Origin of the sequence: Streptacidiphilus sp. EB103A (assembly GCF_041261405.1) — a bacterium.
In the GTDB taxonomy this organism is placed as follows: Bacteria; Actinomycetota; Actinomycetes; order Streptomycetales; family Streptomycetaceae; genus Streptacidiphilus.
Genome location: NZ_JBGCAQ010000010.1, coordinates 285,472 through 311,216 on the forward strand (window position 1 = coordinate 285,472; position 25,745 = coordinate 311,216).

Genomic DNA, 25,745 nt, shown 5'->3' on the forward strand with positions numbered 1-25,745 from the left:
CGGCGCTCTCTTCCTGTTGTGTGCCCCGCTACCGCGGGCCGAGGTCGTCGGCGAGCAGCGCGGTGATGCCCTCGATGTTCGCCGCCAGGTACGCACGCAGCGACGGCGGGACCACGTTCACCGAGGTCACCCCCTCGCGGGTGAAGGGGAGCCGGACCACCTCGTACTCGCCGTTGGGCTCGTCGACCTCGGGGCCGTGGCGCTGCGAGAGGTCGATGGACTCGACCCGGCAGGCGAAGAAGTGCTGGACCTTGACTGCATCTTTCAGGACGCCGTCTTTCAGGACGCCATCCTTCAGGACGCCATCCCCCGGCACCGCGTCGTGCAGGGCGATGCTCACCGTGTCGACGAAGGCCGGCACCACGTTCCCGGCCTTGCCGCCGATCTCCTCGGACAACTCCCGGTGCAGGGCGTCCACCACGGTCGGGTCGGTCGGTTCCACGCCGCCGCCAGGAGTGACCCAGTACGGTGGCCGGCCGGGCTTGGTGCGCTTGATCAGGACGAGTTCGGGGTTCTGCAGGTCACCGTCGAGCAGGATCGCGCGAGCGGTTCGCTTGACCACCGGACGTGGCATGGAGTCCTCCGGGTGTTGCGGCAGTGCGGCGTTCCGTTCCCAGCAGTGTGCCGCGCGGGGCGGTTGGTGAAACAGGGCGTGCACCGCCCCGGTGGCGCCACCCCCGCCGGCCCCTCCGTTCGGCGGGCACGAACCAGCCGTTTGGTCGAGGCAGAAGCGGAGGAAAGAGTGCATGATGTGAAGAAGTCGGACCAACGCGGTAGTTGACCACCGTCATTGCATAAGTATGTCCGGATATATCGCGTGGCGAGGGGGAACGGGAGATGGCGACCGCCGAGTGGCCGAGACTTTCCGGCACCGCGGAGCGTTTGAGTGTGCGGATGGGGCAGGTGATGGAGCAGTTCTCCCCCACCGGGTACAGGCAGGCGCGGGTCGGTACGGCCCCGGACAACGAGAGGTGCTGAGCGATGCACGCAGAGGACGCCGAAAGCGCCCGGAGCCAGGACTTCGGGAGTCACTGCACCGGGCGGCTGGTGATGCGCCTCCAGGTCACCAGTGAGCTCGCCCTCGACGTCGACGTGCGTCTGCGCTACGACCCCGCCGACCCCTACGCCGTCGCGCTCACCTTCCACCTGCCCGGCGACCCACCGGTGCACTGGGTCTTCGCCCGCGAACTGCTGCTGGACGGAATCAGTCGCAGCAGCGGTGAGGGCGACATCGTGATCGAGCCGGTGCCGGGCCCGGACCCGGACTTCCAGGACGTCCGGATCCGGCTGCGCTCCCCTGCGGGAGAGGCGGTGCTCTACTCGCCGGCGCTGCCGCTGATCGCCTTCCTCGGACGCACCGACCGGCTGCTGCCGATGGGCGGCGAGCAGACGGTGAGCGACCTGGACGCCGCGCTGGAGCTCATTCTGAACGGGCACTCCCGCCGCGCGGGCTGAGCCGACCGGTTGCCGGAAGTGCCCGCCGGCGGATGTGGGCGGGTGGCGGCGGGCGTCAGTCCTCGTCGCGGAAGACCATGTGCAGGGCCCAGGCGACAATGCTGATGATCAGCGACCCGAGCAGGGCCGGCACAAAGCCGTCCACATGGAAGTCCAGGCTCAGCTTGCCGGAGGCCCAGGAGGTCAGCCAGAGCATCAGGGCGTTGATCACAAAAGTGATCAGTCCCAGCGTCAGGATGAACAGCGGCAGTGAGAACAGCTTCACGATCGGCTTGATCACAAAGTTCACCACGCCGAAGAGCAGCGCCACCAGGACGACGGTGAGCGTCTTGTGCTGCCAGTCGCCCGAGGTGAGGGTGATGCCGGTGACAATCGCTGTCGCGACCCAGATGGCCGCCGCGTTGATCAGAGTCTTGACTACGAAGCGCAACATGGGGTGATCGTCGCAGGAGTCCGGGCCGCGGCGGAAGCCCCGGCGGTGGAGTGTTGCAGGCTGATACGGACCTGGTACGCGGTGCGGACGTGACGGCCCCGGCTGGTTGAATACCGACAAGCGACCGACCGCTGGGAGTGGGGAATCCGATGCAGGTGTTCCGGATGGACGACCTGGACGCTGAACGCGCCGCCAATGAGGGCGCCTACCTGCGCTTTCTCAACGAACGCCATATGTCAGTGGGCCTGTACGCGCTGGACCAGGGCGCGTTGGACCCGCAGCAGCCGCACAAGCAGGACGAGGTCTACGTCGTCGTCAGCGGGCGGGCCTATCTCACCGTCGGTGACGAGACCACGACCGTGGGCCGCGGATCGGTGGCCTATGTGCCCGCGGGCATGCCGCACCGCTTCCACCACATCAGCGAGGACCTGCGGGTGCTCGTCGTCTTCTCCCCTCCGGAGAGCTGATCCGTGGACCCTGTGCGCTCCGGCTCCTTCAATTTCAGTGACGAACTGTGGCAGGCGTCCGAGTCCACCTACCGGGCGATCCTGGACCACCCCTTCCTGCTCGGGCTCGCCGACGGCACCCTCCCCCGGACGGCCTTCCGTCACTTCGTCGTCCAGGACTCCCACTACCTGCGCGACTACGCCAGGGCACTCGCGGTCTGCGCTGCCAAGGCCCCCACCGAGGCGGACGTCAGGGCCTTCGCCGACGACGCGGTGGGCGCGCTCGCGGCGGAGCAGGAGATGCACGCGGGCTTCATGAACGACTTGGGCCTGGACGGTCCGGGCGCCACGGTGGACGACGCCGGGGTGCTGCCGACCACCCGCGCCTACACCAGCTACCTGCTCGCCACGGTCTACGGCGGCTCCTTCGCCGAGGGTCTGGCGGCGGTGCTCCCCTGCTACTGGATCTACGCCAGGGTGGGCGAGGCACTGCTGCGCACCTCGTCGCCCGATCCCCTCTACGCCCGTTGGATCGAGAGCTACGGCGACGAGGCGTTCCAGGCCGTGGTCCGCCGGGTGCTGAAGCTGACCGACCGGGTCGGCGCCGAGCTCTCGCCGGTCGAACGGCGGCGCGCCGTCGGGCACTTCGCGACGACCTCGCGCTACGAGTGGATGTTCTGGGACGCCGCCTGGCGCGGCGAGCGCTGGCCGGTCTGACCCCGGGAGCCGAGCGCGGACCGGTGACCTGCGGGTAACCCACCCCGACCTGCGGATGACCCTCCCCGGGGCCGACGGTAGGGGGCTTATCCGGGTTCTCTCAGGGGCGCGAAGCGTCCACCGGAGACCCCTGCGGCCGTACGATCGAGTCAACAGGAAGAAGCAATCGGGCCGGTGGCCCCGAGGCCCCGGGACGACAGACCCCGCGGGGGAGGACGGACAACATGAACGAGATCTGGAAGACGCTCCCTGGCTGGATGCGCAACATCGTGGTTCCGGTCATCGTGCTGATCGTGGCGCTGTGGGTGGCGTCCGCCGTGGTGGGAGCGATCTTCGGAGTCATCGGCTTCCTCTTCGGCTGGATCATCAAGGTGATGTTCGTGGTGGCGCTGGGGGCAGTGGTCGTCATCCTGGTGAAGCGGGCGTCGCGCTGACGCCGGTCTGACGTCCTTTCACGAGAGCCCCGTACCGGGATCCGGTACGGGGCTCTCGCGTTGGCGTCTCCGGTGCTAGCGGCGGTGGCGGTGCCGGCCGCCCGCGCCCGCTTCAGCCGAAGTCGTGGCCATGGCCGTGGCCGTGGCCTGTCGCGTGGCTTGGGCCGGAATGGCGGCCGCGGTCACGGGGCGGGTGTTGTGGCTGGCCACGAGCGCGGCGAGGAAGGTGGTCAGCGGTACCGAGGCGATCAGGCCGATGCTGCCGACCAGCGTCCTGACCACCTCCTCGGCGACGATCTCGCTGGTGGCTACGGTCCAGACGCCCCGGTTGGCGATGGTGAACAGCAGCATCAGCGGCAACGCCGCTCCCGCGTAGGCCATGACCAGGGTGTTCACGGTGGAGGCGATGTGGTCGCGGCCGATCCGGATGCCGGCCCGGTAGAGCGCCCGGGTGCCCATGGTGGGGTCGGCGGCCCGCAGTTCCCACACCGACGAGGCCTGAGTGACCGTCACATCGTTGAGCACACCCAGGGATCCGATGATGACACCGGCCAGCAGCAGGCCGGGGAGCTTGATCCCGGTGAAGAGGGAGTGGACCAGGGCGGTCTCGTCCGAGGTGTTGCCGGTGAGATGGGTCAGACCGATGAACACCTCACCCAGCACGCCGATCAGGGCCAGCGACACCAGGGTCCCGATGACCGCGACGGAGGTGCGCGCGGACAGGCCGTGGCACAGGTACAGCGCCATCAGCATGATCGCTCCGCCGCCGACGACTGCGACCCGCAGCGGGTCCTCGCCCTTGAGGATGGCCGGCAGCACGAACAGCGACAGCACGGCAAAGCTGATCCCCAGCGCGACCAGGGCGGCGAGCCCGCGCAGCCGTCCGACCAGCACCACGGCCAGGGCGAAGACCCCGGCGAGGATCGCCATGGGCATCGAGCGGTCGGCGTCGCCGATCGTGTACTGCAGCGCGGCGGGGGCGGTCGGGGAGTAGTCCAGGACCACCTTCTCCCCCGCGCTGTAGACGGCGGTCTGGTCCGGGGTGAGGGTCAGTTGGATGGTCCTGCCGGAGTCCTTGCCGCTGGTGATGGCGACGCTGACCAGCGAGCAGACGTTCTGGGCTGCCGCTGTTGCGGACGTTGTCGACGCGGTGGACGTCGAGCCCGCGTCGCAGGGTGCCGCCTTGGTCGCGGTGACCCGGCCGCTCACCGTGGGCTGGTCGAATCCCAGTCCGGTGGAGGCGTGGGCGGGCAGCCTGCCCGGCCACATCAGCACCATGCCCGCCACCACCGCCACCGCGAACGGGATCAGCACGGCGGCGATGACCGCGCGCAGCCGCCGGGAGGCGGGGCTGGCCGGGCCGTGGTCGTGACTGTGGCCGTGCTCGTGCTCGTGCGGGTGGTCGGCCACGGGAACAGTCCCTTCCGGATGGGCTGTGGCAGTGCACCGTACCGGAAGCGTGTGAGATCTGGCAGCACCGACGCCCCCTGGCCAAGCCGGGGCCCGGCTCGCTACGGTGGGCGGCGTCTAGATTGCAGACGCGGGAGCTCGGAGCACCGGGCTGAGAGGGCGCTGACCGCCGTACGCGGAATTCGTACGGCAGCTGCTTGCGCCGACCGCAGGAACCTGACCGGGTAATGCCGGCGTAGGGAGAAGTGGGTCTGATGACCAGCACGTACGACGCAGAGCAGCAGCATGCCGCTCAGCAGCATTCCGCCCAGGGCCCGTCCAGCACCGGGACCGGCTACCCCACCCCCGCCTGGACCAAGGCCTACCGCCAGGGATCGCGCCCCGACCTGCGTGTTCCCTACCGGGAGGTGCGGCTGGGCAACGGCCGTGCCGTCCCGCTGTACGACACCTCGGGCCCGTACACCGACCCGTCGTTCGAGGCCGACGTCCGGCGCGGGCTGCCGCCGCTCCGGGACGGCTGGATCAGCCAACGCGGTGACACCCAGGACTACCACGGGCGCGAGCCGCGTCCCGAGGACGACGGACTCAGGCACACCGCCCCGCGCGGCGGGCTGGGCCTGGCACGGAGTGGCGAGCTTGCGAGCGCGACCGGGTTGAAGGGGCTCGACGCGGTCTTCCCCGGCCGCCCGCGCCGGCCCCGCCGGGCCCGGGAGGGCACGGCCGTGACCCAGCTCGGCTACGCCCGCCGGGGCGAGGTCACCGCCGAGATGGAGTTCGCGGCGCTGCGGGAGGGGATGGACCCGGAGCTGGTCCGGGAGGAGATCGCGGCCGGCCGCGCCGTCCTGCCGGCCAACGTCAACCACCCCGAGGTCGAGCCGATGCTGATCGGCAGCCGCTTCCTGGTGAAGATCAACGCAAATATCGGCAACTCGGCCGTCACCTCCTCGATCGAGGAGGAGGTCGAGAAGATGTCCTGGGCCACCCGCTGGGGCGCCGACACCGTGATGGACCTCTCCACCGGCCGCAACATCCACACCACCCGGGAGTGGATCCTGCGCAACTCCCCCGTGCCGATCGGCACGGTCCCGCTCTACCAGGCGCTGGAGAAGGTCGACGGCCGGGCCGAGGAACTGAGCTGGGAGGTGTACCGGGACACCGTCGTCGAGCAGTGCGAGCAGGGCGTCGACTACATGACCGTGCACGCCGGAGTGCTGCTGCGCTACGTCCCGCTGACAGCGCGGCGCAAGACCGGGATCGTCTCCCGGGGCGGCTCGATCATGGCGGCCTGGTGCCTGGCGCACCATCAGGAGAACTTCCTCTACACGCACTTCGAGGAGCTCTGCGACATCCTCCGGGCCTACGACGTGACCTACTCGCTGGGGGACGGGCTTCGCCCCGGCTCGATCGCCGACGCCAACGACGAGGCCCAGTTCGCTGAGCTGACGACCCTCGGCGAGCTGGGACGGATCGCGCGCTCGCGGGACGTCCAGGTGATGATCGAGGGGCCGGGCCACGTCCCGATGCACAAGATCCGCGAGAACATGGACCTGCAGAAGGAGCTCTGCGACGACGCGCCCTTCTACACCCTCGGCCCGCTGACCACGGACGTCGCCCCGGGTTACGACCACATCACGTCAGGGATCGGCGCCGCGATGATCGCCTGGTGGGGAACGGCGATGCTCTGCTACGTCACCCCCAAGGAACACCTCGGCCTCCCCGACCGCGACGACGTCAAGACCGGCGTCATCACCTACAAGATCGCCGCCCACGCCGCCGACCTCGCCAAGGGCCACCCCGGCGCCCAGGCCTGGGACGACGCCCTCTCCGACGCCCGCTTCGAGTTCCGCTGGGAGGACCAGTTCAACCTGGCCCTCGACCCCGAAACGGCCCGCGCCTTCCACGACGAGACCCTCCCGGCGGAACCCGCCAAGACGGCGCACTTCTGCTCGATGTGCGGTCCGAAGTTCTGTTCGATGCGGATATCGCACGGCATCAGGGAGAGCTTCGGCGACGAGACCCCGGTGACCGGCGAAGACGAGATCGAAGCCGGGATGCGGGCCAAGGCTGAGGAGTTCACGGCCTCCGGTGGACGGGTGTACCTACCGTTGGCCGACTGACCTCAAACAGCGGAGGAGAGTGACCAAACCGGGTTGGCCGGCCAATGGCTGAGTCAGTCTTCGGTAGGCAGGGGCTTGGGCTTCCTGCGCAGCCAATGGCCTACTGCCCGCCTTGGGCCCCGCACGACGACACGGCCGAAGCTCTTCTTTCCTGCCAGCTCCACTCGAAGCGTGACCGGCGCATGGGGGTCGTGGGCCTGACGGATCCTTAGCTTGCTGAACTCCAGGTTCAGGGCGTCGGCATCGACCACGATGCCCGGCCTGGTGATCAGCGTCAGGGTCTTGCCGCGCATGTCCATGTCGATCCGCAGGGTGTCCTGGGTGATCACTGCCAGCGTGAAGTCGAGCGTCACCTCGCAGAACTCCGTTGCGAGCTCCAGCCGTCGTGGCACTATCCAGCGTCCCACCCGCTCGACCGGGCTGAACTTCTGATCGATTCGGAGTACGTCTTTCACCTCCGCCACGACCGCGCCGCCAGAGGTCGACACAGGCGGCAGGTCGGCGGTGAGGACGGCCAGTTCGCTGACGGTCCGTGCGGACAGGGCGGCCTCCAGGCGCTCGTCCAACTCGGCCCCGGTCAGCCGGCCGTCGCCCGCCGCGACCCGCAGTACGTCGACCACCCGATCCCGGTCCGTGTGGGAGGCCCGCAGCTCGGGCGGCGAGTCGTGGCCGGGGCTCTTTCCAGGGGGCGAGATCTCTCCCGACATAGTTCCCGTCCTGATCCAGTCGAAGGTCGTCGCGCGATGGAGCAGTGGCACGGCTGGGAACTAACGATATATCGCGACTTGGATTCCCGCCAAGGGTGCAGTTCTTGCGAGTGCAGTGAGGTCCTTTGGGGACCTCAGTTGTCACTGAGTTGTCCACAGGCCGCCCGGAGATCGCGGCGGCCTGTGGACAACTGGGTCAGCGGCGTCGGCGGCGCTTGGCTGGGATGGTGCCCAGGCCGAAGCCTGGGAGGAGTTGGGCCATGCCCTGGCGGAGCTCGGCGACGTCCTGGCGCATGGCAGACATGTCGCCGCGCAGCTCGCGGACGTCCTCGCCGACGCGGCAGAGCTGCTCGCTCATCGCGCCGATGACGCGCCCGTGGGCGTCGAGGCGGTGGTCCACCGAGTCGGCCCAGGCGAGCCATCGTCCCTGGTCGGGGGCGGTGTACTGCTCGGGGGTGACGACGTCGGGGTGTGCCTGGAGGTACTCGTACTCGTCCCAGTGCGGGCCGGGGCCGAGCCGTCGCCCGGGTGGCATGCCCCAAGAGGGCGGACCCTGCCGGAGCGTTGCCTCGGTGTCGAGGAGGTAGGTCCGGACCCTGCGGGCGACGGCGCTGTCCCGCAGCAGCATCGCGACGTTGAGGACCGCGCGACGCGGGAACAGGGCCATTGACCTGCTCCGGGATGACTGGAGTCCACAGACTCGCTTAAAGCGAGTCAGTTCCTCACCAACCAGAACGCGGTACCCGTTGGACACGATCTCGTCCCGGTGGTCGACCACCAGGTTGTAGATGACCGTCTCTCCGACCTCGAAGTAGTCGGCGACCATCTTCGTGGTGACGTGCATGTCGTCCGGGAGCAGGACGAGGACCTTGACCCGGTCCAGGGTTTCGGTGCGGTCGGCGACGCTCTCGCGCAGGGCGCGCGATTCGAGCAGGGCGACTTCGGGTGGCATGGCTGTGCCTCCCCCTTCGCTTGGGGTGAATGGAATGGGTGCCCCCATCCCGGGGCTCAGGGCCGTCCCACCCGGACGGTCAAGGGCATGAGTCGCAATCGTCCACAGATCCCATGGGCCGGACCGAACCGGCCAACTCGCTACGTCACCGCTCGCCGTGTCATCCAAGCCATATTGCTCATGCGCACTCTGGGCAACGATCGGATCGTCCTACGGTTACGCCGAGCGAAGGAATTCCCGGCCGTGTGTGCGGGAGGCGGAAGACTTACGGAGTCGGGGGCTGGGCCTGGTGTCCGAGCGGCGGATATTCGGGTCGGGGAGTTGGGCGGGCCGCCTACCCTGTGGGTATGAAGATTGGAATTGTGGGTGCCACGGGCCAGGTCGGGGGCGTTGTACGCCGGATCCTCGAGGAGCGGGACTTCCCGGTGACGGAGCTGCGGCTGTTCGCCTCGGCGCGGTCGGCCGGGAAGGAGCTGCCCTGGAAGGACGGCGTCGTCACGGTGGAGGACGCGGCCACCGCCGACTACGCCGGTCTGGACATCGTGATCTTCTCGGCCGGCGGTGCGACGTCCAAGGAGCTCGCACCCAGGGTTGCTGCGGCCGGCGCCGTGGTGATCGACAACTCCTCCGCCTGGCGCAAGGATCCGCAGGTCCCGCTGGTGGTCTCCGAGGTCAACCCGCATGCCATTGCGGACCGTCCGCTGGGGATCATCGCCAACCCCAACTGCACCACCATGGCCGCCATGCCGGTGCTGCGTCCGCTGCACCAGGAGGCGCAGCTCACCGCTCTGGTGGTGGCCACCTACCAGGCCGTGTCCGGCAGCGGGCTCAGCGGTGTGGCCGAACTGCAGGGCCAGATCGACGCGGTCGGCAGCAAGGCCAGCGCGCTGACGCACGACGGTGCGGCGCTCGAATTCCCCGAGCCCAAGCAGTACGTCCGCCCCATCGCGTTCAACGTCCTGCCGCTGGCGGGCTCGATCGTGGACGACGGCCTCAACGAGACCGACGAGGAGCAGAAGCTCCGCAGCGAGAGCCGGAAGATCCTCGAGATCCCCGACCTCAAGGTGTCCGGGACCTGCGTCCGGGTCCCGGTGTTCAGCGGGCACTCGCTGCAGGTCAACGCCCGTTTCGCGACGCCGATCAGCCCCGAGCGGGCTCGGGAGCTGCTGGCGGACGCGCCCGGTGTGGAGCTCTCGGAGATCCCGACCCCGCTGCAGGCCGCCGGGCAGGACCCCTCCTATGTGGGCCGGATCCGCGCCGACGAGACGGCTGAGAACGGTCTGTCGCTGTTCATCTCCAACGACAACCTGCGCAAGGGTGCGGCGCTGAACGCGGTGCAGATCGCGGAGCTGGTGGCCGCCGAGCTGGCGGCCGAGTAGCTCTCAGGAGGGCTGCTCCTCCTCGGCGTCGTCGGCGTTGGGGAGGAAGCGGCCGCCGGAGCCGGCGCCCGACGCGGAGCTGGAGCCGCTGCCGACCGAGGCCTGGGTCCGTGACGGCGGGACGGTCGGTGCCGGGTGCTCGAAGGGCTGCCGGATCACCTCGAACGTCGGGCTGCTGTATCCCGGGCTGCTGAAGTGGCTCTCGCCGTCGTCGTCGTCCGACTCGAACTCCTCCCCGCGCTGGTTGGTGATCCCCTCGGGTCCGGGGCTGGTGAACCCCGGGCTGGTGAAGTGGGGCTCGCCGCCCTCCTCGGGTTCGACCTCCTCCCCGCGCTCGTTGGTGATCCGCTCCGGTCCGGGGCTGGTGAAGCCGGGGCTGGTGAAGCCCAGCCGCGGGCGGGTGCGGACCAGGCTGACACCGGCCGGGCGCGGCCTCGGTGGGCGCGGGGTGGTGCCCAACTGGGCCAGGAGATAGGGGAGCAGGCCACGCTCCCGTAGTGCGCTGTGCCAGGCCTCGCGAGCCTTGGCGAGCTCCGCGTACAGCTCCGGGTTGCGGCCCTGGGGCGGCGACGCGGCGTCGCGGGCGGCGGTGAGCAGCAGCCCGATGATGTCGGCGGCGATCGCGGCCACGCAGATCACGGCGGCGACCAGCCCGGCGGTGACCAGTGGCTGACCCAGCTTCTGGCCGTCCGCCCGCAGGCCGTAGCCGAGCAGGAGCAGCAGCAGTGCGCTGAATCCGGAGAGGATCGGCAGCAGCACGGCGACCAGTGGAACCAGTCCGGCCCGCTCGGCGGCGATCAGCGCGCTCTCGGGCTCCTGCCACTGTGCCGGGTCGTCGCCGCCCAGGCGTTCCCAGTCCGGGACGGGGGTGGTGCGGCGGGCCTGTTCGCGCAGCTCGACGAAGTAGGAGTACTCGACCGCCGCGGTGCCGGCGACGGTGGCGGAGTCGCGCATGGCCCGGGTGTGCAGTTGTTCGGCGTTGGGTCCCGTGGGCGCGCGGCGGAGGGCTGAGCGGACCTGTTCGTTGTGAAGGAGTTCCTCCAGGATCCGCTCGTAGTCGAGCTTGTCCTCAGCCTGCAGGTACGGAGCGCTGTCCATGTTCTACCCAGCCCTCTTCTCGTCGACCCTGTGCACCCTGCCCGCCGGTTCCGGGTTCACGCGGGATCCGGGAGTCCGGGGGGTCGCCCCCGGAGTAGTGGAGCCGTCTGTTCCCCGAACGCCCCGTCAGCATCCAGGTCTGGAAGGGCGGAGCGGTAGCAGCAGGGACTTCGATGGTAGAGGTCGGCGCGGACCCGTTGACAGTCGGTTTCCGGAATTTCCGGGACAGGTGGGGCACCTGTTGCCGTTGGCACGTGCCGCTGGCATTCCGTCAGTTCGAGCGCGAAACAGTGCCCTACCAGTGCTCGGGCAGTGCCCGGCCCGGACCGCGGGGTCCGTCAGACCAGCGGGAGCCGGGCGATCAGCAGTCGGCCTTCGCCCTCCATGGTGACGCCGCCGTCCATGGCGATGGCGAGGTCGTCCGCGTAGACGTGCGGCCCGGTGACCTGCTTGGCGGGGTGCCCGTCCTCGGTCGGGGTGTCGCCGAGCAGGTAGGGGATGGGGCTGTGGCCGTGGACGATGCGCCGGCCGCCCAGCACGTCCAGGAGTTCGTGCGCCGAGGCCGCGCCGGTGTCGCCGCGGAAGGCGAACCGCTTGGTCATCCGGCGGAAGCAGTCCCACCACTCGTCGCCGTCGCCGCGGTTCAGCACCTCGTGGATGGCGTCGTTGACGGCGTCGACCGAGTCGCCGTACTCCAGGTAGGCGGTGGTGTCGGAGTGCAGCAGCAGGTGGTCGTCCTCGACGGTCATCGCGGGGAGCCTGGTGAGCCAGGCGACATGATGGTCCTCCAGCCGCTCCATGTCGGTCGGTTGTCCGCCGTTGAGGCGCCAGGCGGCGAGGAAGGAGGCGGTGCCGGCGCTGGACTGGACGGCGTTGTCGCCGAAGCGGTCGGCGCCGAGCAGCAGCAGCTCGTGGTTGCCCATCAGCGCGCGGCAGTAGCCGCCCGAGGCGGCGGCCTCGGCGGCGAGCTGCATCACCAGGTCGATCACGCCGATGCCGTCGGGGCCGCGGTCGGTGAAGTCGCCCAGGAACCAGACCCGGGCGCGGCCGGCCGACCAGTGCCCCTCGTCGTCGATGAGCCCTTCGGAGTGCAGCCCGTCGAGGAGCTCCTGCAGATAGCCGTGGATGTCACCGATGACGTAGAGGGGGCCGACCGGCTCCTCGCCCTCGTAGGTCTCCTGGCTCTCGTGCGGTGGGTAGCCGAGCGGCTCGACCAGGGTCGGCGGATGGCCGTGCCCGTGGCCATGGCCGCCATGGCCGTAGAGGTCGGGGCGGGTGCCGGGGACGGCTGCCACCGGCGGCCCGAGCTCCAGGGTCGGCGGGTCGTGCGGGGCCGGGGCCGGCGGTGGCAGCGGTGGGGCCATGGCCGTCGGCGCCGGGTAGACGGCGGGTGCGGGGCTGGGGCCGGGGGTGATGGAGGGGCCGGGGAAGCGCTCCGGTGGTGGGGTGAAGAAGTCGTACGTCGTGGACCCGTCGCCGTTGAGGGGCGCCCCGCCGGGGTGCTCTGGCGTACGGGGGCCTGGGTCCGGCAGGTCAGGCCGGGCGTAGGGGTCCACCGATGTCATTCGCCCATCATAGGAAGCTGCTCTTCGCGGTGTACGCACCTGGGGCGCATCAATCCCGCGAGGCGGGTGGGACGATGCGCCGAAGATGAACGTTTGTCATGGTTTTTCGTCGCTTCGAGGCTCCTTACTCCTCGCCGGGTTCGCGTGGTGCGCTGACTGTGGTGCGGGGAGGACGCCGCTGTGAGGAGCGTCGGACGATCAGTTCGGTGGGCATCAGCTGCCCCTCGGGGGTGTCGGTTCCGGGGACCGGACCGATGCCCTCGATGGCGTCGATGAGCAGGTTCACCACGGTGGTTCCGATCCGCTGCGGCTTCAGCGAGAGCGTGGTGATGGGTGGTTCGGTGGTCGCGTAGACGTCGCTCTCGCTGCAGCAGACCAGGAGCAGGTCCTCGGGGACCCGCAGTCCGTAGCGGCGGGCGGCGGCGAGCAGGTCGGTGCCGTTGGGGTCGAACAGGCCGTACACGGCGTCGGGCCGGTCCGGACGGGCCAGCAGGCGGTCGGCGGCGACGGCCCCCGCGCAGGGGTCGTGCGCCGGGTACTCCTCGTACAGCGGTTCCTGGCCGACCTGGCGGCACCAGCCGAGGTAGGCCTCGGTGCTCAGCCGGGTGTAGGTGTCGGTGCTGGTCCCGGTGAGCAGGCCGATCCGGCGGGCGCCGGCGGAGGCCAGGTGGTCCAGGATCTCCAGGACGGCGCTGGCGTGGTCGTTGTCGACCCAGGCGGTGACCGGGCAGTTGCCCGGTCTGCCGTCGCTGACCACCGGCAGGCCCTGCCGGTAGAGCTCGGCGACCATGGGGTCGTGGTCCGGCGGATCGATGACGACGGTGCCGTCCAGGGCGACATTGCCCCAGACGTCGTGGCGGGAGGTGGCGGGCAGGACCACCAGGGCGTAGCCGCGGGTGAGCGCGGCGGAGGTGGCTGCCCGGGCCATCTCGGCGAAGTAGGCGAACTCGGTGAAGGTGAACGGTTCCTGGCCGTAGGTGGTGACCGTGAGCCCGATCAGGCCGGAGCGCCCGGTACGCAGGGTTCGCGCGGCTGCGGACGGGCGGTAGCCCAGCCGCTCGGCGACCTCGCGCACCTTGCTTCGGGTCTCGTCGGGGAGTCTGCCCTTGCCGTTGAGGGCATCGGAGACGGTGGTGATGGACACCCCCGCCGCGGCGGCGACATCCCTGATTCCGGCACGCTCCATGCGCCGGGCGTGGGTGGGTCGCCGGCCGCTCTGGTTGGCTGCTGCTGCTGTCATGTCTGACCGATCGTATGGCTCATCACCGTTAGTAGATGGGGGTCTGGGATGGTTTGTTGAAGATACGTTTCTCCATGAGCATTTATGCCCTTTGACCTTTCAGGGACGACCAGTTGGGTTCGTATACCTGCGTTTCCTGCATGGACCGGGTGTGTCGCCGAGGAAGTCTCGACGGACACCGGGTGGAACATCTCACTCGCACGGGTGAGATATCGCCGATCGGCTCGTATGGTGATCTCGACCGGGTGCACGGCGAGGGTGCACGGCGTGATGTACGAAGGAAGACCACGTGAGCGAGACTCCACTGCCGCAGCAGGGCCCCCGTCTGCGGGAGGCCCTCCGGGGCATCCCGGCCTACAAGCCCGGCAGGCCGGCCGTCGGCGGCGAGGGCGCGCCCGCGTACAAGCTGTCCTCGAACGAGAACCCGTACCCGCCGCTGCCCGGTGTGCTGGAGTCGGTGGTCGCCGCCGCCGACAGCTTCAACCGCTACCCGGACATGGGCGTCAGCGCGCTCGTCGCGGAGCTCGCCCAGCGGTTCGGCGTCCCCGAGTCGCACATCGCCACCGGCACCGGGTCGGTCGGCGTGGCCCAGTCGCTGCTGCAGGCCACCTCGGGCCCGGGCGACGAGGTCGTCTACGCATGGCGCTCGTTCGAGGCATACCCGATCATCGTCCAGATCAGCGGCGCGACCTCGGTGCAGGTGCCGCTGGCCGAGGGCGACGTGCACGACCTGGACGCCATGCTGGCGGCCGTCACCGAACGCACCCGGCTGATCTTCGTCTGCAACCCCAACAACCCGACCGGGACGGCGGTCCGCGGGGCAGAGTTGGAGCGGTTCCTGGACGCGGTGCCCAGCGACGTCCTGGTGGTGCTGGACGAGGCCTACTGCGAGTTCGTCCGCGACGGCGAGGTGCCGAACGGCATCGACCTCTACCGCGACCGCCCCAATGTCTGCGTGCTGCGCACCTTCTCCAAGGCGTACGGACTGGCCGGCCTACGGGTCGGCTTCGCCATCGCGCACGAGCCGGTCGCGGCGGCGCTGCGGCAGACCGCGGTGCCGTTCGGCGTCAGCCAGCTCGCCCAGGACGCGGCGGTGGCCTCGCTGCGCGCGGAGCGCGAACTGCTGCGACGGGTGGACGCGCTGGTCGACGAGCGCACGCGGGTGGTCGCCGGGCTCACCGACCAGGGCTGGACGGTGCCGGACTCCCAGGCCAACTTCGTCTGGCTACGGCTGGGCGAGCGCACGCTGGAGTTCGCCGCGGCCTGCGAGGCGGCAGGGGTCGTCGTCCGCCCGTTCGCGGGGGAGGGCGTGCGGGTGAGCATCGGGGAGGTCGAGGCGAACGATCTGTTCGTGGAGGCGGCGGGGGTGTTTTGGAAGGGGGTGTAGGTGTCGGGGGAGGCGGGGCGTCGCCGTCGGGAGGCGGGGAGATACGTCACGCGGCCGAGCCCCCGTCCCGACGCCGTCTCCGCCGTGCGCGTTCGCTCCCGGTGACCGCCCCGTCGCCTCCGTGGGGCACGCCGGTCCGTGCGGGGCTGGGGTGGCTCGGCTCCGCCTCGCGGCAACCACGAGGAGCGGGGCGGTTGGTGGGGCGTGCGTTGCCGGGCGGCGCGCCGGTGGTGGCGCTGCAGAAACGTTCATTCGGGCCGGATTACCCCCGCTGGGGGGAGTTACAACCACGCTGGGGTGAATTACACCCATATATGGTTGCTACGCCCCCCAGCGTGGTTGTAACTCCCCCCAGCTAACCCGAATGGGGGACACACTCACCCCGCCCCGCGCCCCCGCCGCACGCTCCGCGCCGGACCCGAGCCGCCCCCGGCCCCTGTCGCGCATGGGGTATCCCCTGCACGAAGTGCTTGGGGAGGGAGCCGCTTCCTTCCGGGCGCGAGCCCGGGAGACGGCGCGCAACACGCCTCACCACACGCTGCCGTTGCAACCGTGGAGCGCCACCCCCGCCCACGGCTAAACGCTCCGCGCCAGAGCGGCTCCGCCCCCACCCCCGCCCAGTTGCCGGCGCGAAGCGCCTTCTTTCCGGGCGGAGCCCGGGAGGCGGCGGGCAAGGTCGCGGCACGGGTGGTGCCGTTGCAGGTGTGGGGCGATCGGCGGCGGCAAGTTTGCGGGTTGGCGGTTAGCAGGGGGCTGTCGGGATGTTAGGGGCTTGCTGGTAGCGGGAGGGCCGGGGGTGTGGCCGAAGGTAAGAATCGGCAGGGCGGGTGCGGGTTTTTGCCCTTGGTTGTCGGTTTTGCGGTTGGAGCTGTTGTCAGCGAACTCCCAGGAACTGTCCAGCTGATCGCTGGCAAGCACGGCCAGAGTCCCGGCCATGAAGGCGCTTCCACGACGGCGCAGGGCCGTCCTGCTCAACTCCCTGCTCGCGGTGGGTCTGCTGGCCGGGGCCGGGGCTGCCTACGCAGCCGTCGGGACCTCCTCCTCCAGCAGCAAGGCGAGCAGCAGCACCAGCACGACGGCGACCGTGGCGAAGGGGACCGTGCTGGCGACGGTCTCGGGCTCGGGGAGCCTGGTGTCGCCCACGGACGCCGGTGACAGTTTCATCACTGGTGGCACGGTCACCAAGGTCTATGTGCAGGCCGGTGACAAGGTGACCAAGGGCGAGGTACTGGCCAAGGTCGATCCCACCAATGCAGACGCGACGCTGACCCAGGCCAAGGCGGCGCTGGTGTCGGCCAAGGCCGATCTGGTCTCCGCCGAGGCGGGTACGACGACCACGACGACGGTCGCCAACACGTCGAACTCCTCCAGTGGTTCCAGCAGTTCGGGCGGGTCGACCGGGTCCAGCGGTAGCAGCTCCGGCGGGTCCAGTGGTACGACGACCAGCACGGCGACGCCCACGGCGACGGCCACCGCCACCACCAAGACCACCACCACCGTCAGCGCCAGCGCCGTGGCTTCGGCGAAGTCCGCGGTGACCTCCGCGGAGAACGCCGTCACCGCTGCTCAGACCGCGGTGGACGGCACCGTGCTGAAGGCGAGCGTCGGCGGCACCGTGGCCTCGGTGAGCAACAAGGTCGGCGACACGGTCTCCAGCTCCGGCTCCAGTACCGGTACCACCTCGACGTCCAGCAGCAGCTCGACCACTCCGACCGGCTTCGTGGTGATCACCAACCCGAGCGGGATGGAGGTCACCGCGGACTTCTCCGAGACCGACGCGCTCAAGCTGAAGAAGAACCAGGGCGCGACGGTCACGCTCAACGCCGAGAGCAGCACCATCCTGAACGCCAAGGTCGTCTCGGTCAGTTCGCTCCCGGTCAGTTCCTCCTCCACCAGCGGCAGTTCCAGCAGCGCGGTGGAGTACGAGGCGGTGCTGAAGATCACCAGTGACACCAGCGGCCTGCGCACCGGCCTCTCGGCCACGGTCGCGGTCGCCACCGGTGAGGCCGACAACGCGCTGTACCTGCCGACGGCGGCGGTGACCGGTACCGGGACGACCCGGACGGTCCAGCTGATCAACGCCGACGGCAGCACCACGACGACGTCGGTGACCGTGGGCGTCGAGGGCACCAGCGGTATCCAGATCGTCAGCGGGCTGACCGAGGGTCAGAAGGTCAAGGAGACCACCGTCTCGCAGTCCAGCAACAACGGCTTCCCGGGTGGCGGCGGTGCCGGCGGCGGGTTCGGCGGGGGTGCGGCCGGCGGCGGTGGCGCCCGCCCGGGCGGTGGCAACTGATGGCGCCCCGGTACTCGGCCCTGGCCAGGCGGACGAAGGCCGACAAGGCCTCCGCCGCCCTGGCCGAGGCGGACGCGCCGAAGGTGCGGCCGCCGGTCATCGCGGTGCGCCGACTGGTCAAGTCGTACGGCTTCGGCGACGCCGCGGTGCACGCGCTGCGCGGCCCGGAGGACCACGAGGGCAACCCCCAGGGCGTCGATCTGACGATCAGTGAGGGCGATTTCGTCGCCATCATGGGCAGTTCGGGGTCGGGCAAGTCGACATTGATGAACATCCTCGGCTGCCTGGACGTCCCGACCTCCGGGCGGTACCTGCTGGACGGGATCGACGTCGGCTACCTGGACGAGCACCAGTTGTCGCTGGTGCGGAACCGCAAGATCGGGTTCATCTTCCAGTCGTTCAACCTGGTTCCGCGCACCACCGCGGTCGCCCAGGTCGAACTCCCGCTCGCCTATGCGGGGGTGCGCAAGTCGGAGCGCCGGCGTCGGGCGATGGCGGCGCTGACCCTGGTGGGGCTGGCGGACCGGGCGGACCACCGTCCCAACGAGCTCTCCGGCGGGCAGCAGCAGCGGGTCGCGGTGGCCCGTGCCCTGGTGACCAGTCCGGCGATGCTGCTGGCGGACGAGCCGACCGGGAACCTGGACAGCCGCAGCACCGACGACGTGCTGGCCATCGTCGACCGGCTGAACGCGGCGGGCCGGACGGTCGTGTTGATCACGCACGAGGACGAGGTGGCCCGGCACGCCAAGCGGGTGGTCCGGCTGGTCGACGGCCAGATCTACGAGGACATCCGGCAGGCCCCTGTGCACGGTCAGCCGCCCGCGCTGCTCGACCCGGTCGAGTTCGCCGCACACACCCTGCATGTCCAGAACGTCAGGGCCAACGCGGTCGGAGGCGCCCGGTGAACCCCTTCCAGACCCTGCGCTTCGCCCTCGGCGGCCTCGCTGCGAACAAGATCCGTTCGCTGCTGACCATGCTCGGCGTGCTGATCGGCGTGGCGGCGGTGATTCTGCTGCTGGCGGTGGGCAACGGCTCCTCGGCGGCGGTCAAGGCGTCGATCACCGCGCTCGGCGCCAACTCGCTGACCATCACCTCGGGCACCGGGAACAGCAGCACCTCCACGGCGACCAGCACCAAGCCGCTGAGCGTCTCGGACGCCACGGCGCTGGCCGACACCACCAAGGCTCCGGACATCAAGAGCGTCGCGCCCGAGGTCAGCACCTCGGGGACGGCGATCTACCAGGGCCTCTCGCACTCGGTCAGCTCCATCATCGGCACCTACACCGGGTACTTCGAGGCGACCAACAGCAAGGTCGACAAGGGCGACTACTTCAGCAACGACGACATCCTGAACGACCGCAAGGTCGCGGTGATCGGCTCCACCACCGCCACCGACCTGTTCGGGACGGTCGACCCGGTGGGCAAGACCATCACCATCGGCAGCACCCCGTTCAAGGTGGTCGGGGTGCTGGCCACCAAGGGCAGCACCGGCCTGACCTCGTCGGACGACGTGGTGGTCGCGCCGCTGACCACCGTCCAGAACGCCTTCACCGGCTTCGGCTCGCTGACCCAGATCGTGGTGGAGGCGACCTCCTCGTCCGCCATCACGGCGGCCACCAGCGAGATCAGCACCATCATGATGAACCAGCACGGCATCACCAGCGCCAGCGCGGCCGACTTCCAGATCAGCAGCGCGACCTCGCTGCTGAGCACCCAGGCGTCGACCAACAAGACCTTCACGGTGCTGCTGGGTGCGGTGGCGGCGATCTCACTGCTGGTCGGCGGGATCGGGATCACCAACATCATGCTGGTCACGGTCACCGAGCGGACCCGGGAGATCGGCATCCGCAAGGCCATCGGCGCGCCCAAGGGCGTCATCCTGTCGCAGTTCCTCGCCGAGGCCGTGCTGTTGTCGGTGCTCGGTGCCGGGCTCGGGGTGATCGTGGCGCTGATCGGGACGAACTTCAAGATCGACAGCATCAAGCCGGTGATCATGCCGGCCTCGGTCTGGGGCTCGTTCGGGATCTCCGTCGCCATCGGCCTGTTCTTCGGCAGCTACCCGGCCAACCGGGCGGCGAGCCTGCGGCCCATCGAGGCGTTGCGCCATGAGTGACGGCACGAAGGACAGCACGAAGGACGGCGCGAGCGGCGCCGTGAACGACAGGCCCCATCACGGAGAGAGGACACCGACCATGGCCGCGAAGCAGTCCGAGGATCTCGTCACCACGGCCCGGGTGCCGGTGGTCAATCTTCCGGTGCCCTACGAGTCCGGCGCCGCGGTGCCGGCGCTGATCGGCGGCGAGGATCCCGAGGCGATCCTCGCCGAGCCCCCCGACAGCCGCGACATCAGCGCGGAGCTGGCCGAACCCCCGCGCCGCAAGCTGCCGTTGCTCAGCATGCTGCTGTTCGCCGGCATGATCGCCGGACTGGGCTTCGCCGGCGGCGCGTACTACGAGAAGCAGAACGGGACCAGCACCGCGGCCGGCGCGGCGATCTCCCGCACCGGCGCCGCCCCCGGCGGCTTCAGCGCCGAGGGCGGTGCCGGCGGAGGGTTCGGCGGCGGGGCCCCGGGCGGCACCGGTACCACGGGCGGCGGCACCGGCTCGTCCACGAACTCGACGTCCGGCACGGTGAAGCTGGTGGACGGCAGCACCGTCTACCTGACCACCAGCTCCGGCAGCGTGATCAAGGTGACCACCAAGAGCTCGACCAAGGTGACCACGACCAAGACCGGCAAGACCACCGATCTGACCCCCGGTCAGACCGTGACCGTCGAGGGCACCACGGACAGTTCGGGCAGCGTCGCGGCGACCACGGTCACCGAGGCCGCCCCCAGCACATCGGGGTGAGGGCGGGCTTGGGATGAAGGCCGGCGTCAGGTGGTCGGGCTGGGGGAGGGGCTGCCGCTCCTGGTCGGCAGCAGCACCTTGCAGGTGTTGTAGGCGGCGGCGGTCTTGGGGTCGGCGGTGTTCAGCGCGCGGGTACCGCCGGTCGCGGGGACCGTCACGCCGTGGTCCTTCATGCAGCTGGTGAACGCCGCCATATCGGTGCTGTTGAAGCCTCCGCCCCCGCCGCCGAAGCCGGCGGCCCCGCTCGGACGGACCGAGGCGCATGCCTGCATCGCGGCCTGCATGCTGGGGTTGGCCGAGGCGCCGCCGAAGCCGCCGCCGAATCCTCCGCTGGGACGGACGCCGCTGGGCCTGGCCCCGCTCGGACGGGCGCTTCCCCCGGGGCCTCCGGGGCGGCCGCTGGGCAGGGTGACACCGTGCTGGGCCAGGCAGTTCCGGTAGGCCGAGTTCTGGGAGCTGCCCGAGGCCGATGAGTTCGGCTGGGCCGTGGTGGCCGTGCCGGACGAGGAGGAGCAGCCGGACAGCACCAGAGCGCCGAGGCTCAGGACTCCGGCTGCCGCGAGGGCGCGAGGGTGGAGTGCGGTCATGTCGCCAGACAGAACCGTACCGGGGTGGAGGATCCCTGGACGCCGTCTGGCAATTGCCTGTGAGTGGCAGTATCGCTGAGGGCGTTGGCAGTCGGCTGGACGGCGGCTATGCGTTGTATATCAACGTATGGGCGGCGCCGGGCCGAGCGCGGCGTACAGGGAACTCCCAGAACGCTCGCAGGGCACGACAGGGCGACCGGGCCAGTCTGTGCGCCATGAAGGTGCTCCCACGACGGCGCAAAGCCGTCCTGTTGAACTCCGTCCTCGCCCTGGTGCTGGTCACCGGGGCCGGGGCCGCGTACGCGACCGTGAACAGCGGCAGTAGCAGCACCGCCAAGAGCACGACCCGGACAGCCACCGTCCAGCAGGGAACGGTGACCGCCACGGTGTCCGGCTCGGGCTCGCTGACCTCGCCGACCGATGCCGGTGTGAATTTCACCACCGGCGGCACGCTTACCGAGGTGGACGTCACCGCAGGTCAGAAGGTCACCGCTGGGCAGGTCCTGGCGAAGGTCGACCCGACCACGGCGAACGAGACACTGACGTCGGCCCAGGCCCAGCTGACCTCCGCGCAGGCCAACCTGACCGCAGTGGAGAACGGTACGGCCACCAGCAGCGGCAACGGCGGCAGCTCCTCCGGCGGCAGCAGCTCGACCGGTGGCAGCACCGGCAGCTCGACCGGCGGCAGCACCACCGGCTACACCAGTTCGGGCGGCAGCAGCTCCGGCGGCAGCAGTTCGACCGGTGGCAGTACCGGTTCCACCGGTACCTCGCACAGCGCCAGTCCCACGCCCAGCCCGTCGGCCTCGGCCAGGCCGAGCGCGTCGGCGAGCCCCTCCGCCAGTGCCTCGGCGTCGGCCTCCGCGTCGAAGACGTCCGCATCGAAGACATCGGCCGCGAGCGTCCAGGACGCCGGCTATGTCACCGCCGCCACCGCGAGCGCCACGCCCACGATCGACCCGGCGCAGCTGGCCTCGGCCGAGCAGCAGGTCACCACGGCGACCAACGCCGTCGCCACCGCCCAGCGCGCGGTGGACGGCACGGTGCTGAAGGCGCCGGTCAGCGGCACCGTCGCCTCGGTCACCGGCAAGGTCGGCGACACCGTCTCCGGCACCTCCGGCTCCGGATCGGGTTCGGGGGGCGGCAGCAGTTCGACCTCCAGCAGCTCCTCCTCGTCCCTCAGCGGTTTCGTCGTGATCACCAACCCCACCGGGATGGAGGTCTCGGCGGACTTCTCCGAGTCGGACGCCCTGAAGCTGAAGTCCGGCCAGTCCGCCAGCGTCACCCTGAACGCGCAGAGCGGCACCACGCTCACCGCCAAGCTGCTCTCCATCAGCTCACTGCCGGTGAGCAGTTCCAGCAGCAGCGGCGGGGGCGGGAGTTCCAGCTCCGCGGTGCAGTACGCGGCGCTGCTGTCGATCACCAGCGACACCTCGAACCTGCGCACCGGTCTCAGCGCCAGCGTGCAGGTGACCACCGGCTCGGCCCAGAACGCGCTGTGGGTGCCGACGACCGCGGTCACCGGCACCGGCGCCAACAGCACGGTGACCGTCGTCAACGCGAACGGGACGACCACCCGTACTCCGGTGACCGTGGGCATCCAGGGCGACACCCAGGTGCAGATCACCAGCGGCGTCCAGGCCGGTCAGACGGTGCAGCTGACCGTGGTGTCCACCAGCGGCAGCAACGGCTTCCCGGGCGGCGGCTTCCCCGGCGGCGCCGGTGGTGCGGGCCGGACCCGGACCGGCGGCGGCGCAGCGGGCGGCCTCGGCGGTGTGGGATGAGACTCCGCAGCAGGCCGCGGCAGCCCCCTCCGGACGCGCTGCCGGCCCCCCGCGGCCCGGTGCCGATCCTCGCGGTGCGCAAGCTGGTCAAGACCTACGGCCAGGGTGACGCAGCGGTGCACGCCCTGGCGGGTCCGCGGGACGCCGACGGGGTGGAGCAGGGCGTCGATCTGACGGTCTATCAGGGTGATTTCGTTGCGATCATGGGCAGTTCTGGTTCAGGAAAGTCGACCCTGATGAACATCCTGGGCTGCCTGGACGCTCCCACGACCGGGCGGTACCTGCTGGACGGGATCGACGTCGGCTACCTGGACGAGCATCAGCTGTCACTGGTGCGGAACCGCAAGATCGGGTTCATCTTCCAGTCGTTCAATCTGGTTCCGCGCACCACCGCGGTCGCCCAGGTCGAACTCCCGCTCGCCTACGCGGGGGTGAGGGCGGCCGAGCGTCGCCGCCGGGCGATGGCGGCGCTGACCCTGGTGGGGCTGGCGGACCGGGCGGACCACCGTCCCAACGAGCTCTCCGGCGGCCAGCAGCAGCGCGTCGCCGTCGCCCGCGCCCTGGTCACCGGACCGGCGATGCTGCTGGCGGACGAGCCGACCGGGAACCTGGACAGCCGCAGCACCGACGACGTCCTGGGCATCGTCGACCGGCTGAACGCCGCTGGCCGCACCATCGTCCTGATCACCCACGAGGACGAGGTGGCCCGGCACGCCAAGCGGGTGATCCGGCTGGTCGACGGCCAGATCTACGAGGACATCCGGCAGGCGCCGCTGCAGGGCCTGCCCCCCGCGCTGCTCGACCCGGTCGAGTTCGCCTCGCACACCCTGCACATCGGACATGTACGAGCCCATGCGAACGGAGGCGACGACCGATGAACCCCTTCCAGACCCTGCGCTTCGCCTTCGGCGGCCTGGCCGCCAACAAGGTCCGCTCCGGCCTGACCATGCTGGGGGTGCTGATCGGCGTCGCCGCGGTCATCCTGCTGCTGGCCGTCGGCAACGGCTCCTCGCAGGCGGTCGCGGCCTCCATCCAGGCCCTCGGAACCAACGCCCTGACGGTCAGCTCAGGTTCCAGTTCGAGCACCTCCACCGCGACCACGATCAAGCCGCTCACCGTGGACGACGCCCGGGCGCTGGCCGACACCAGCCAGGCTCCGGACATCAAAGGCGTCGCACCCGAGGTCAGCACCTCGCAGACGGCGATCTACCAGGGCACCTCGCACACCGTCAGCTCCGTGGTCGGCACCTACCCCGCCTACTTCGAGGCGTCCAACAGCAAGGTCAGCAAGGGCGACTACTTCAGCAACGACGATGTGCTGAACTCCCGCAAGGTCGCCGTGATCGGGTCGACCACCGCCACCGATCTGTTCGGCACGGCCAGCCCGATCGGCAAGGTGATCACGCTGGGGGGCACCCCGTTCACCGTGGTCGGTGAACTGGCCACCAAGGGCGGCACCGGCTTCCAGGACCCGGACGACACGATCATCGCCCCGCTGCCGACCGTCCAGAACGCCTTCACCGGGTTCAGCGGCTCGCTCAGCCAGATCCTGATCGAGGCGACCACGGCGGACGCGACCACCCCCGCCCAGAACGAGATCACCACGATCCTGATGGGCCAGCACGGCATCACCAGCGCCAGCGCCGTGGACTTCCGGATCAGCAGCCAGACCTCGCTGCTGAGCACCCGTACCTCCACCAATCAGACCTTCACGGTGCTGCTGGGGGCGGTGGCGGCGATCTCGCTGCTGGTCGGCGGGATCGGGATCACCAACATCATGCTGGTCACGGTCACCGAGCGGACCCGGGAGATCGGCATCCGCAAGGCCATCGGCGCGCCCAAGGGCGTCATCCTGTCCCAGTTCCTCGCCGAGTCGACCCTGCTCTCCATGGTCGGCGGCGGACTCGGCGTGGCCACCGCGCTGATCGGGGCACATTTCAAGATCGTCGGCATCAAGCCGGTGGTGATCCCGTCCTCGGTGTACGGGGCCTTCGGCATCGCCGTCGCCATCGGCCTGTTCTTCGGCAGCTACCCGGCCAGCCGGGCGGCGAGCCTGCGCCCGATCGAGGCGTTGCGTCATGAGTGACCGTCACACATCTGAGGGGACAACGGACATGGCCGGACGACACGGCGAACTCGTGAAGGCGAACGACTCGTTCGTCCCCGGCCTGCGCGAGGAGGAACCCACCCAGGTGCTCGACGTGGTGGCCGGTTCCGAGCTCAGTCCGGGACTCAGCCCGGAGGAGATCCTGGCCGAACCGCCGGACGCCCGCGACATCGCCGGCGAGCTGGCCGCTCCGCCGCGCCGCAAGCTGCCCTGGCTGACCCTGCTGCTGGCCGGCGGGGTGATCGCCGCCGCCGGCTTCGTGGGCGGCGCGATGGTCGAGAAGAACGTCAAGCCCGCCGCCACGACCGCGGCGGCCGGCGGTTTCGCCGGGTTCACCCGCGGCGGGGCCGGCGCCGCGGCGGCGGGCGGGACCGGGGCAGGGGCAGCCGCCGGGGCCGGTGGTGGCGCCACCACCGGCACGGTCAAGCTGGTCGACGGCAGCACCGTCTACCTCACCGACTCCTCCGGCACTATCGTGAAGATCACCACCGGCAGCTCCACCAAGGTCACCCTCTCCAGCACCGGCAAGGTCAGCGACCTCAAGGCGGGCCAGACGGTCACTGTCCGGGGCACCACCGACTCCTCCGGCAATGTCGCCGCGACCACCGTCAGCGAGGGTGCGGCCACCGCGGCGGGCGGCTTCGGCGCGGGCGGATTCGGCGGTGGCACCGCCGGCGGCTGAGGATCTTTAGCCGTTCCTCATGCACGCCCCTTACCGTGCACACTGCGACCGTTTGGGAACCACCCCCCTCACCCTCCGTCACACCTGTCAGGGGACGCAT

General features: G+C 70.1%; 24 protein-coding genes and 1 riboswitch. Of the genes, 15 read left to right on the top strand and 9 right to left on the bottom strand.

Annotated features, from left to right (window positions below):
* Window positions 1–28: 28 nt before the first annotated feature.
* Window positions 29–574, bottom strand: a complete 546-nt coding sequence (locus tag ABH941_RS18875; protein ID WP_370130515.1) for an NUDIX domain-containing protein — start codon at window positions 572–574, stop codon at window positions 29–31.
* A gap of 476 nt (window positions 575–1,050) precedes the next feature.
* Between ABH941_RS18875 and ABH941_RS18880 the strand changes: the two genes are divergently transcribed.
* The gene (locus ABH941_RS18880; protein WP_370130564.1) at window positions 1,051–1,455 is read left to right on the top strand and encodes an SsgA family sporulation/cell division regulator; all 405 of its coding nucleotides are present in this window, start codon (window positions 1,051–1,053) and stop codon (window positions 1,453–1,455) included.
* Between the two features lie 55 nt (window positions 1,456–1,510).
* Here the strand turns inward: ABH941_RS18880 and ABH941_RS18885 are convergent, their stop codons facing one another.
* The gene (locus ABH941_RS18885) at window positions 1,511–1,888 is read right to left on the bottom strand and encodes a phage holin family protein (protein WP_370130516.1); all 378 of its coding nucleotides are present in this window, start codon (window positions 1,886–1,888) and stop codon (window positions 1,511–1,513) included.
* A 149-nt stretch (window positions 1,889–2,037) separates the two neighbouring features.
* Here ABH941_RS18885 and ABH941_RS18890 point away from each other — a divergent pair, with 149 nt between their 5' ends.
* From ABH941_RS18890 to ABH941_RS18900, 3 genes are all read left to right on the top strand, one after another.
* Window positions 2,038–2,355 (top strand): cupin domain-containing protein, encoded by a 318-nt coding sequence (locus ABH941_RS18890; protein WP_134002690.1) that lies wholly within the window; start codon window positions 2,038–2,040, stop codon window positions 2,353–2,355.
* A gap of 3 nt (window positions 2,356–2,358) precedes the next feature.
* Window positions 2,359–3,051 carry a thiaminase II gene (tenA, locus tag ABH941_RS18895; protein ID WP_370130517.1) on the top strand — a complete coding sequence of 231 codons (693 nt, stop codon included), beginning with the start codon at window positions 2,359–2,361 and terminating at the stop codon, window positions 3,049–3,051.
* Between the two features lie 224 nt (window positions 3,052–3,275).
* Complete coding sequence (locus ABH941_RS18900; RefSeq protein ID WP_134002692.1) at window positions 3,276–3,485, top strand: hypothetical protein; 210 nt, start codon at window positions 3,276–3,278, stop codon at window positions 3,483–3,485.
* A 75-nt stretch (window positions 3,486–3,560) separates the two neighbouring features.
* On the opposite strand, the gene ABH941_RS18905 is transcribed toward ABH941_RS18900, so the two are convergent.
* Window positions 3,561–4,895, bottom strand: coding sequence for a YibE/F family protein (locus ABH941_RS18905; protein WP_370130519.1), 1,335 nt, complete (start codon window positions 4,893–4,895; stop codon window positions 3,561–3,563).
* Window positions 4,896–5,015: 120 nt separating this feature from the next.
* Window positions 5,016–5,155, top strand: a riboswitch (TPP riboswitch).
* Here ABH941_RS18905 and thiC point away from each other — a divergent pair.
* Window positions 5,150–7,012 (top strand): phosphomethylpyrimidine synthase ThiC, encoded by a 1,863-nt coding sequence (gene thiC / locus ABH941_RS18910; protein WP_370130520.1) that lies wholly within the window; start codon window positions 5,150–5,152, stop codon window positions 7,010–7,012. It overlaps the preceding riboswitch by 6 nt.
* Before the next feature lie 53 nt (window positions 7,013–7,065).
* On the opposite strand, the gene ABH941_RS18915 is transcribed toward thiC, so the two are convergent.
* Window positions 7,066–7,719 (bottom strand): DUF1707 domain-containing protein, encoded by a 654-nt coding sequence (locus ABH941_RS18915; protein WP_370130521.1) that lies wholly within the window; start codon window positions 7,717–7,719, stop codon window positions 7,066–7,068.
* A 196-nt stretch (window positions 7,720–7,915) separates the two neighbouring features.
* Complete coding sequence (locus tag ABH941_RS18920; RefSeq protein WP_370130522.1) at window positions 7,916–8,671, bottom strand: hypothetical protein; 756 nt, start codon at window positions 8,669–8,671, stop codon at window positions 7,916–7,918.
* A gap of 347 nt (window positions 8,672–9,018) precedes the next feature.
* Between ABH941_RS18920 and ABH941_RS18925 the strand changes: the two genes are divergently transcribed.
* Window positions 9,019–10,050, top strand: a complete 1,032-nt coding sequence (locus ABH941_RS18925) for an aspartate-semialdehyde dehydrogenase (protein WP_370130523.1) — start codon at window positions 9,019–9,021, stop codon at window positions 10,048–10,050.
* Window positions 10,051–10,053: 3 nt separating this feature from the next.
* Here the strand turns inward: ABH941_RS18925 and ABH941_RS18930 are convergent, their stop codons facing one another.
* The 3 genes from ABH941_RS18930 to ABH941_RS18940 all read right to left on the bottom strand — a co-directional run bounded on the left by ABH941_RS18930 (window position 10,054) and on the right by ABH941_RS18940 (window position 13,953).
* Entirely contained in the window at window positions 10,054–11,148 is a 1,095-nt protein-coding gene (locus ABH941_RS18930; RefSeq protein ID WP_370130524.1) for a hypothetical protein, read from the bottom strand.
* Between the two features lie 338 nt (window positions 11,149–11,486).
* The gene (locus tag ABH941_RS18935; RefSeq protein ID WP_370130525.1) at window positions 11,487–12,713 is read right to left on the bottom strand and encodes a metallophosphoesterase; all 1,227 of its coding nucleotides are present in this window, start codon (window positions 12,711–12,713) and stop codon (window positions 11,487–11,489) included.
* A gap of 124 nt (window positions 12,714–12,837) precedes the next feature.
* Complete coding sequence (locus tag ABH941_RS18940; protein ID WP_370130526.1) at window positions 12,838–13,953, bottom strand: LacI family DNA-binding transcriptional regulator; 1,116 nt, start codon at window positions 13,951–13,953, stop codon at window positions 12,838–12,840.
* Window positions 13,954–14,257: 304 nt separating this feature from the next.
* Here ABH941_RS18940 and hisC point away from each other — a divergent pair, with 304 nt between their 5' ends.
* The 5 genes from hisC to ABH941_RS18965 all read left to right on the top strand — a co-directional run bounded on the left by hisC (window position 14,258) and on the right by ABH941_RS18965 (window position 20,485).
* Entirely contained in the window at window positions 14,258–15,340 is a 1,083-nt protein-coding gene (gene hisC, locus ABH941_RS18945; RefSeq protein ID WP_370130565.1) for a histidinol-phosphate transaminase, read from the top strand.
* Window positions 15,341–16,274: 934 nt separating this feature from the next.
* Entirely contained in the window at window positions 16,275–17,636 is a 1,362-nt protein-coding gene (locus ABH941_RS18950; protein WP_370130527.1) for an efflux RND transporter periplasmic adaptor subunit, read from the top strand.
* Window positions 17,636–18,541 (top strand): ABC transporter ATP-binding protein, encoded by a 906-nt coding sequence (locus tag ABH941_RS18955; protein WP_370130528.1) that lies wholly within the window; start codon window positions 17,636–17,638, stop codon window positions 18,539–18,541. The genes ABH941_RS18950 and ABH941_RS18955 overlap by 1 nt, the downstream gene beginning before the upstream one ends.
* Window positions 18,538–19,749: an ABC transporter permease gene (locus tag ABH941_RS18960; protein ID WP_134002711.1), complete on the top strand. Its 1,212-nt coding sequence runs from the start codon at window positions 18,538–18,540 to the stop codon at window positions 19,747–19,749. The genes ABH941_RS18955 and ABH941_RS18960 overlap by 4 nt, the downstream gene beginning before the upstream one ends.
* Before the next feature lie 79 nt (window positions 19,750–19,828).
* Window positions 19,829–20,485, top strand: a complete 657-nt coding sequence (locus ABH941_RS18965) for a hypothetical protein (RefSeq protein ID WP_370130529.1) — start codon at window positions 19,829–19,831, stop codon at window positions 20,483–20,485.
* A gap of 26 nt (window positions 20,486–20,511) precedes the next feature.
* Here ABH941_RS18965 and ABH941_RS18970 read toward each other — a convergent pair whose 3' ends face one another.
* Window positions 20,512–21,072 (bottom strand): hypothetical protein, encoded by a 561-nt coding sequence (locus tag ABH941_RS18970; RefSeq protein WP_370130530.1) that lies wholly within the window; start codon window positions 21,070–21,072, stop codon window positions 20,512–20,514.
* 215 nt (window positions 21,073–21,287) lie between these two features.
* On the opposite strand from ABH941_RS18970, the gene ABH941_RS18975 reads away from it, so the two are divergent.
* Genes ABH941_RS18975 through ABH941_RS18990 form a run of 4 tightly spaced genes read left to right on the top strand, consistent with a single transcriptional unit; the run spans window position 21,288 to window position 25,645 of the window.
* Window positions 21,288–22,856 (top strand): efflux RND transporter periplasmic adaptor subunit, encoded by a 1,569-nt coding sequence (locus ABH941_RS18975; protein ID WP_370130531.1) that lies wholly within the window; start codon window positions 21,288–21,290, stop codon window positions 22,854–22,856.
* Window positions 22,853–23,734 (top strand): ABC transporter ATP-binding protein, encoded by an 882-nt coding sequence (locus tag ABH941_RS18980; RefSeq protein WP_370130532.1) that lies wholly within the window; start codon window positions 22,853–22,855, stop codon window positions 23,732–23,734. Before ABH941_RS18975 ends, ABH941_RS18980 begins: the two co-directional genes overlap by 4 nt.
* Window positions 23,731–24,942 carry an ABC transporter permease gene (locus tag ABH941_RS18985; RefSeq protein WP_134002721.1) on the top strand — a complete coding sequence of 404 codons (1,212 nt, stop codon included), beginning with the start codon at window positions 23,731–23,733 and terminating at the stop codon, window positions 24,940–24,942. The genes ABH941_RS18980 and ABH941_RS18985 overlap by 4 nt, the downstream gene beginning before the upstream one ends.
* A gap of 28 nt (window positions 24,943–24,970) precedes the next feature.
* Window positions 24,971–25,645, top strand: coding sequence for a hypothetical protein (locus ABH941_RS18990; RefSeq protein ID WP_370130533.1), 675 nt, complete (start codon window positions 24,971–24,973; stop codon window positions 25,643–25,645).
* Window positions 25,646–25,745 lie beyond the last annotated feature (100 nt).

Excerpts from the sequence above, each read along its gene's own strand:
- ABH941_RS18875 (WP_370130515.1), bottom strand. The coding sequence starts at position 574 with ATGCCACGTCCGGTGGTCAAGCGAACCGCTCGCGCGATCCTGCTCGAC.
- ABH941_RS18880 (WP_370130564.1), top strand. The coding sequence starts at position 1,051 with ATGCGCCTCCAGGTCACCAGTGAGCTCGCCCTCGACGTCGACGTGCGT.
- ABH941_RS18885 (WP_370130516.1), bottom strand. The coding sequence starts at position 1,888 with ATGTTGCGCTTCGTAGTCAAGACTCTGATCAACGCGGCGGCCATCTGG.
- ABH941_RS18890 (WP_134002690.1), top strand. The coding sequence starts at position 2,038 with ATGCAGGTGTTCCGGATGGACGACCTGGACGCTGAACGCGCCGCCAAT.
- ABH941_RS18900 (WP_134002692.1), top strand. The coding sequence starts at position 3,276 with ATGAACGAGATCTGGAAGACGCTCCCTGGCTGGATGCGCAACATCGTG.
- thiC (WP_370130520.1), top strand. The coding sequence starts at position 5,150 with ATGACCAGCACGTACGACGCAGAGCAGCAGCATGCCGCTCAGCAGCAT.
- ABH941_RS18915 (WP_370130521.1), bottom strand. The coding sequence starts at position 7,719 with ATGTCGGGAGAGATCTCGCCCCCTGGAAAGAGCCCCGGCCACGACTCG.
- ABH941_RS18920 (WP_370130522.1), bottom strand. The coding sequence starts at position 8,671 with ATGCCACCCGAAGTCGCCCTGCTCGAATCGCGCGCCCTGCGCGAGAGC.
- ABH941_RS18925 (WP_370130523.1), top strand. The coding sequence starts at position 9,019 with ATGAAGATTGGAATTGTGGGTGCCACGGGCCAGGTCGGGGGCGTTGTA.
- ABH941_RS18930 (WP_370130524.1), bottom strand. The coding sequence starts at position 11,148 with ATGGACAGCGCTCCGTACCTGCAGGCTGAGGACAAGCTCGACTACGAG.
- ABH941_RS18935 (WP_370130525.1), bottom strand. The coding sequence starts at position 12,713 with ATGACATCGGTGGACCCCTACGCCCGGCCTGACCTGCCGGACCCAGGC.
- ABH941_RS18940 (WP_370130526.1), bottom strand. The coding sequence starts at position 13,953 with ATGACAGCAGCAGCAGCCAACCAGAGCGGCCGGCGACCCACCCACGCC.
- ABH941_RS18950 (WP_370130527.1), top strand. The coding sequence starts at position 16,275 with ATGAAGGCGCTTCCACGACGGCGCAGGGCCGTCCTGCTCAACTCCCTG.
- ABH941_RS18955 (WP_370130528.1), top strand. The coding sequence starts at position 17,636 with ATGGCGCCCCGGTACTCGGCCCTGGCCAGGCGGACGAAGGCCGACAAG.
- ABH941_RS18965 (WP_370130529.1), top strand. The coding sequence starts at position 19,829 with ATGGCCGCGAAGCAGTCCGAGGATCTCGTCACCACGGCCCGGGTGCCG.
- ABH941_RS18970 (WP_370130530.1), bottom strand. The coding sequence starts at position 21,072 with ATGACCGCACTCCACCCTCGCGCCCTCGCGGCAGCCGGAGTCCTGAGC.
- ABH941_RS18975 (WP_370130531.1), top strand. The coding sequence starts at position 21,288 with ATGAAGGTGCTCCCACGACGGCGCAAAGCCGTCCTGTTGAACTCCGTC.
- ABH941_RS18980 (WP_370130532.1), top strand. The coding sequence starts at position 22,853 with ATGAGACTCCGCAGCAGGCCGCGGCAGCCCCCTCCGGACGCGCTGCCG.
- ABH941_RS18985 (WP_134002721.1), top strand. The coding sequence starts at position 23,731 with ATGAACCCCTTCCAGACCCTGCGCTTCGCCTTCGGCGGCCTGGCCGCC.
- ABH941_RS18990 (WP_370130533.1), top strand. The coding sequence starts at position 24,971 with ATGGCCGGACGACACGGCGAACTCGTGAAGGCGAACGACTCGTTCGTC.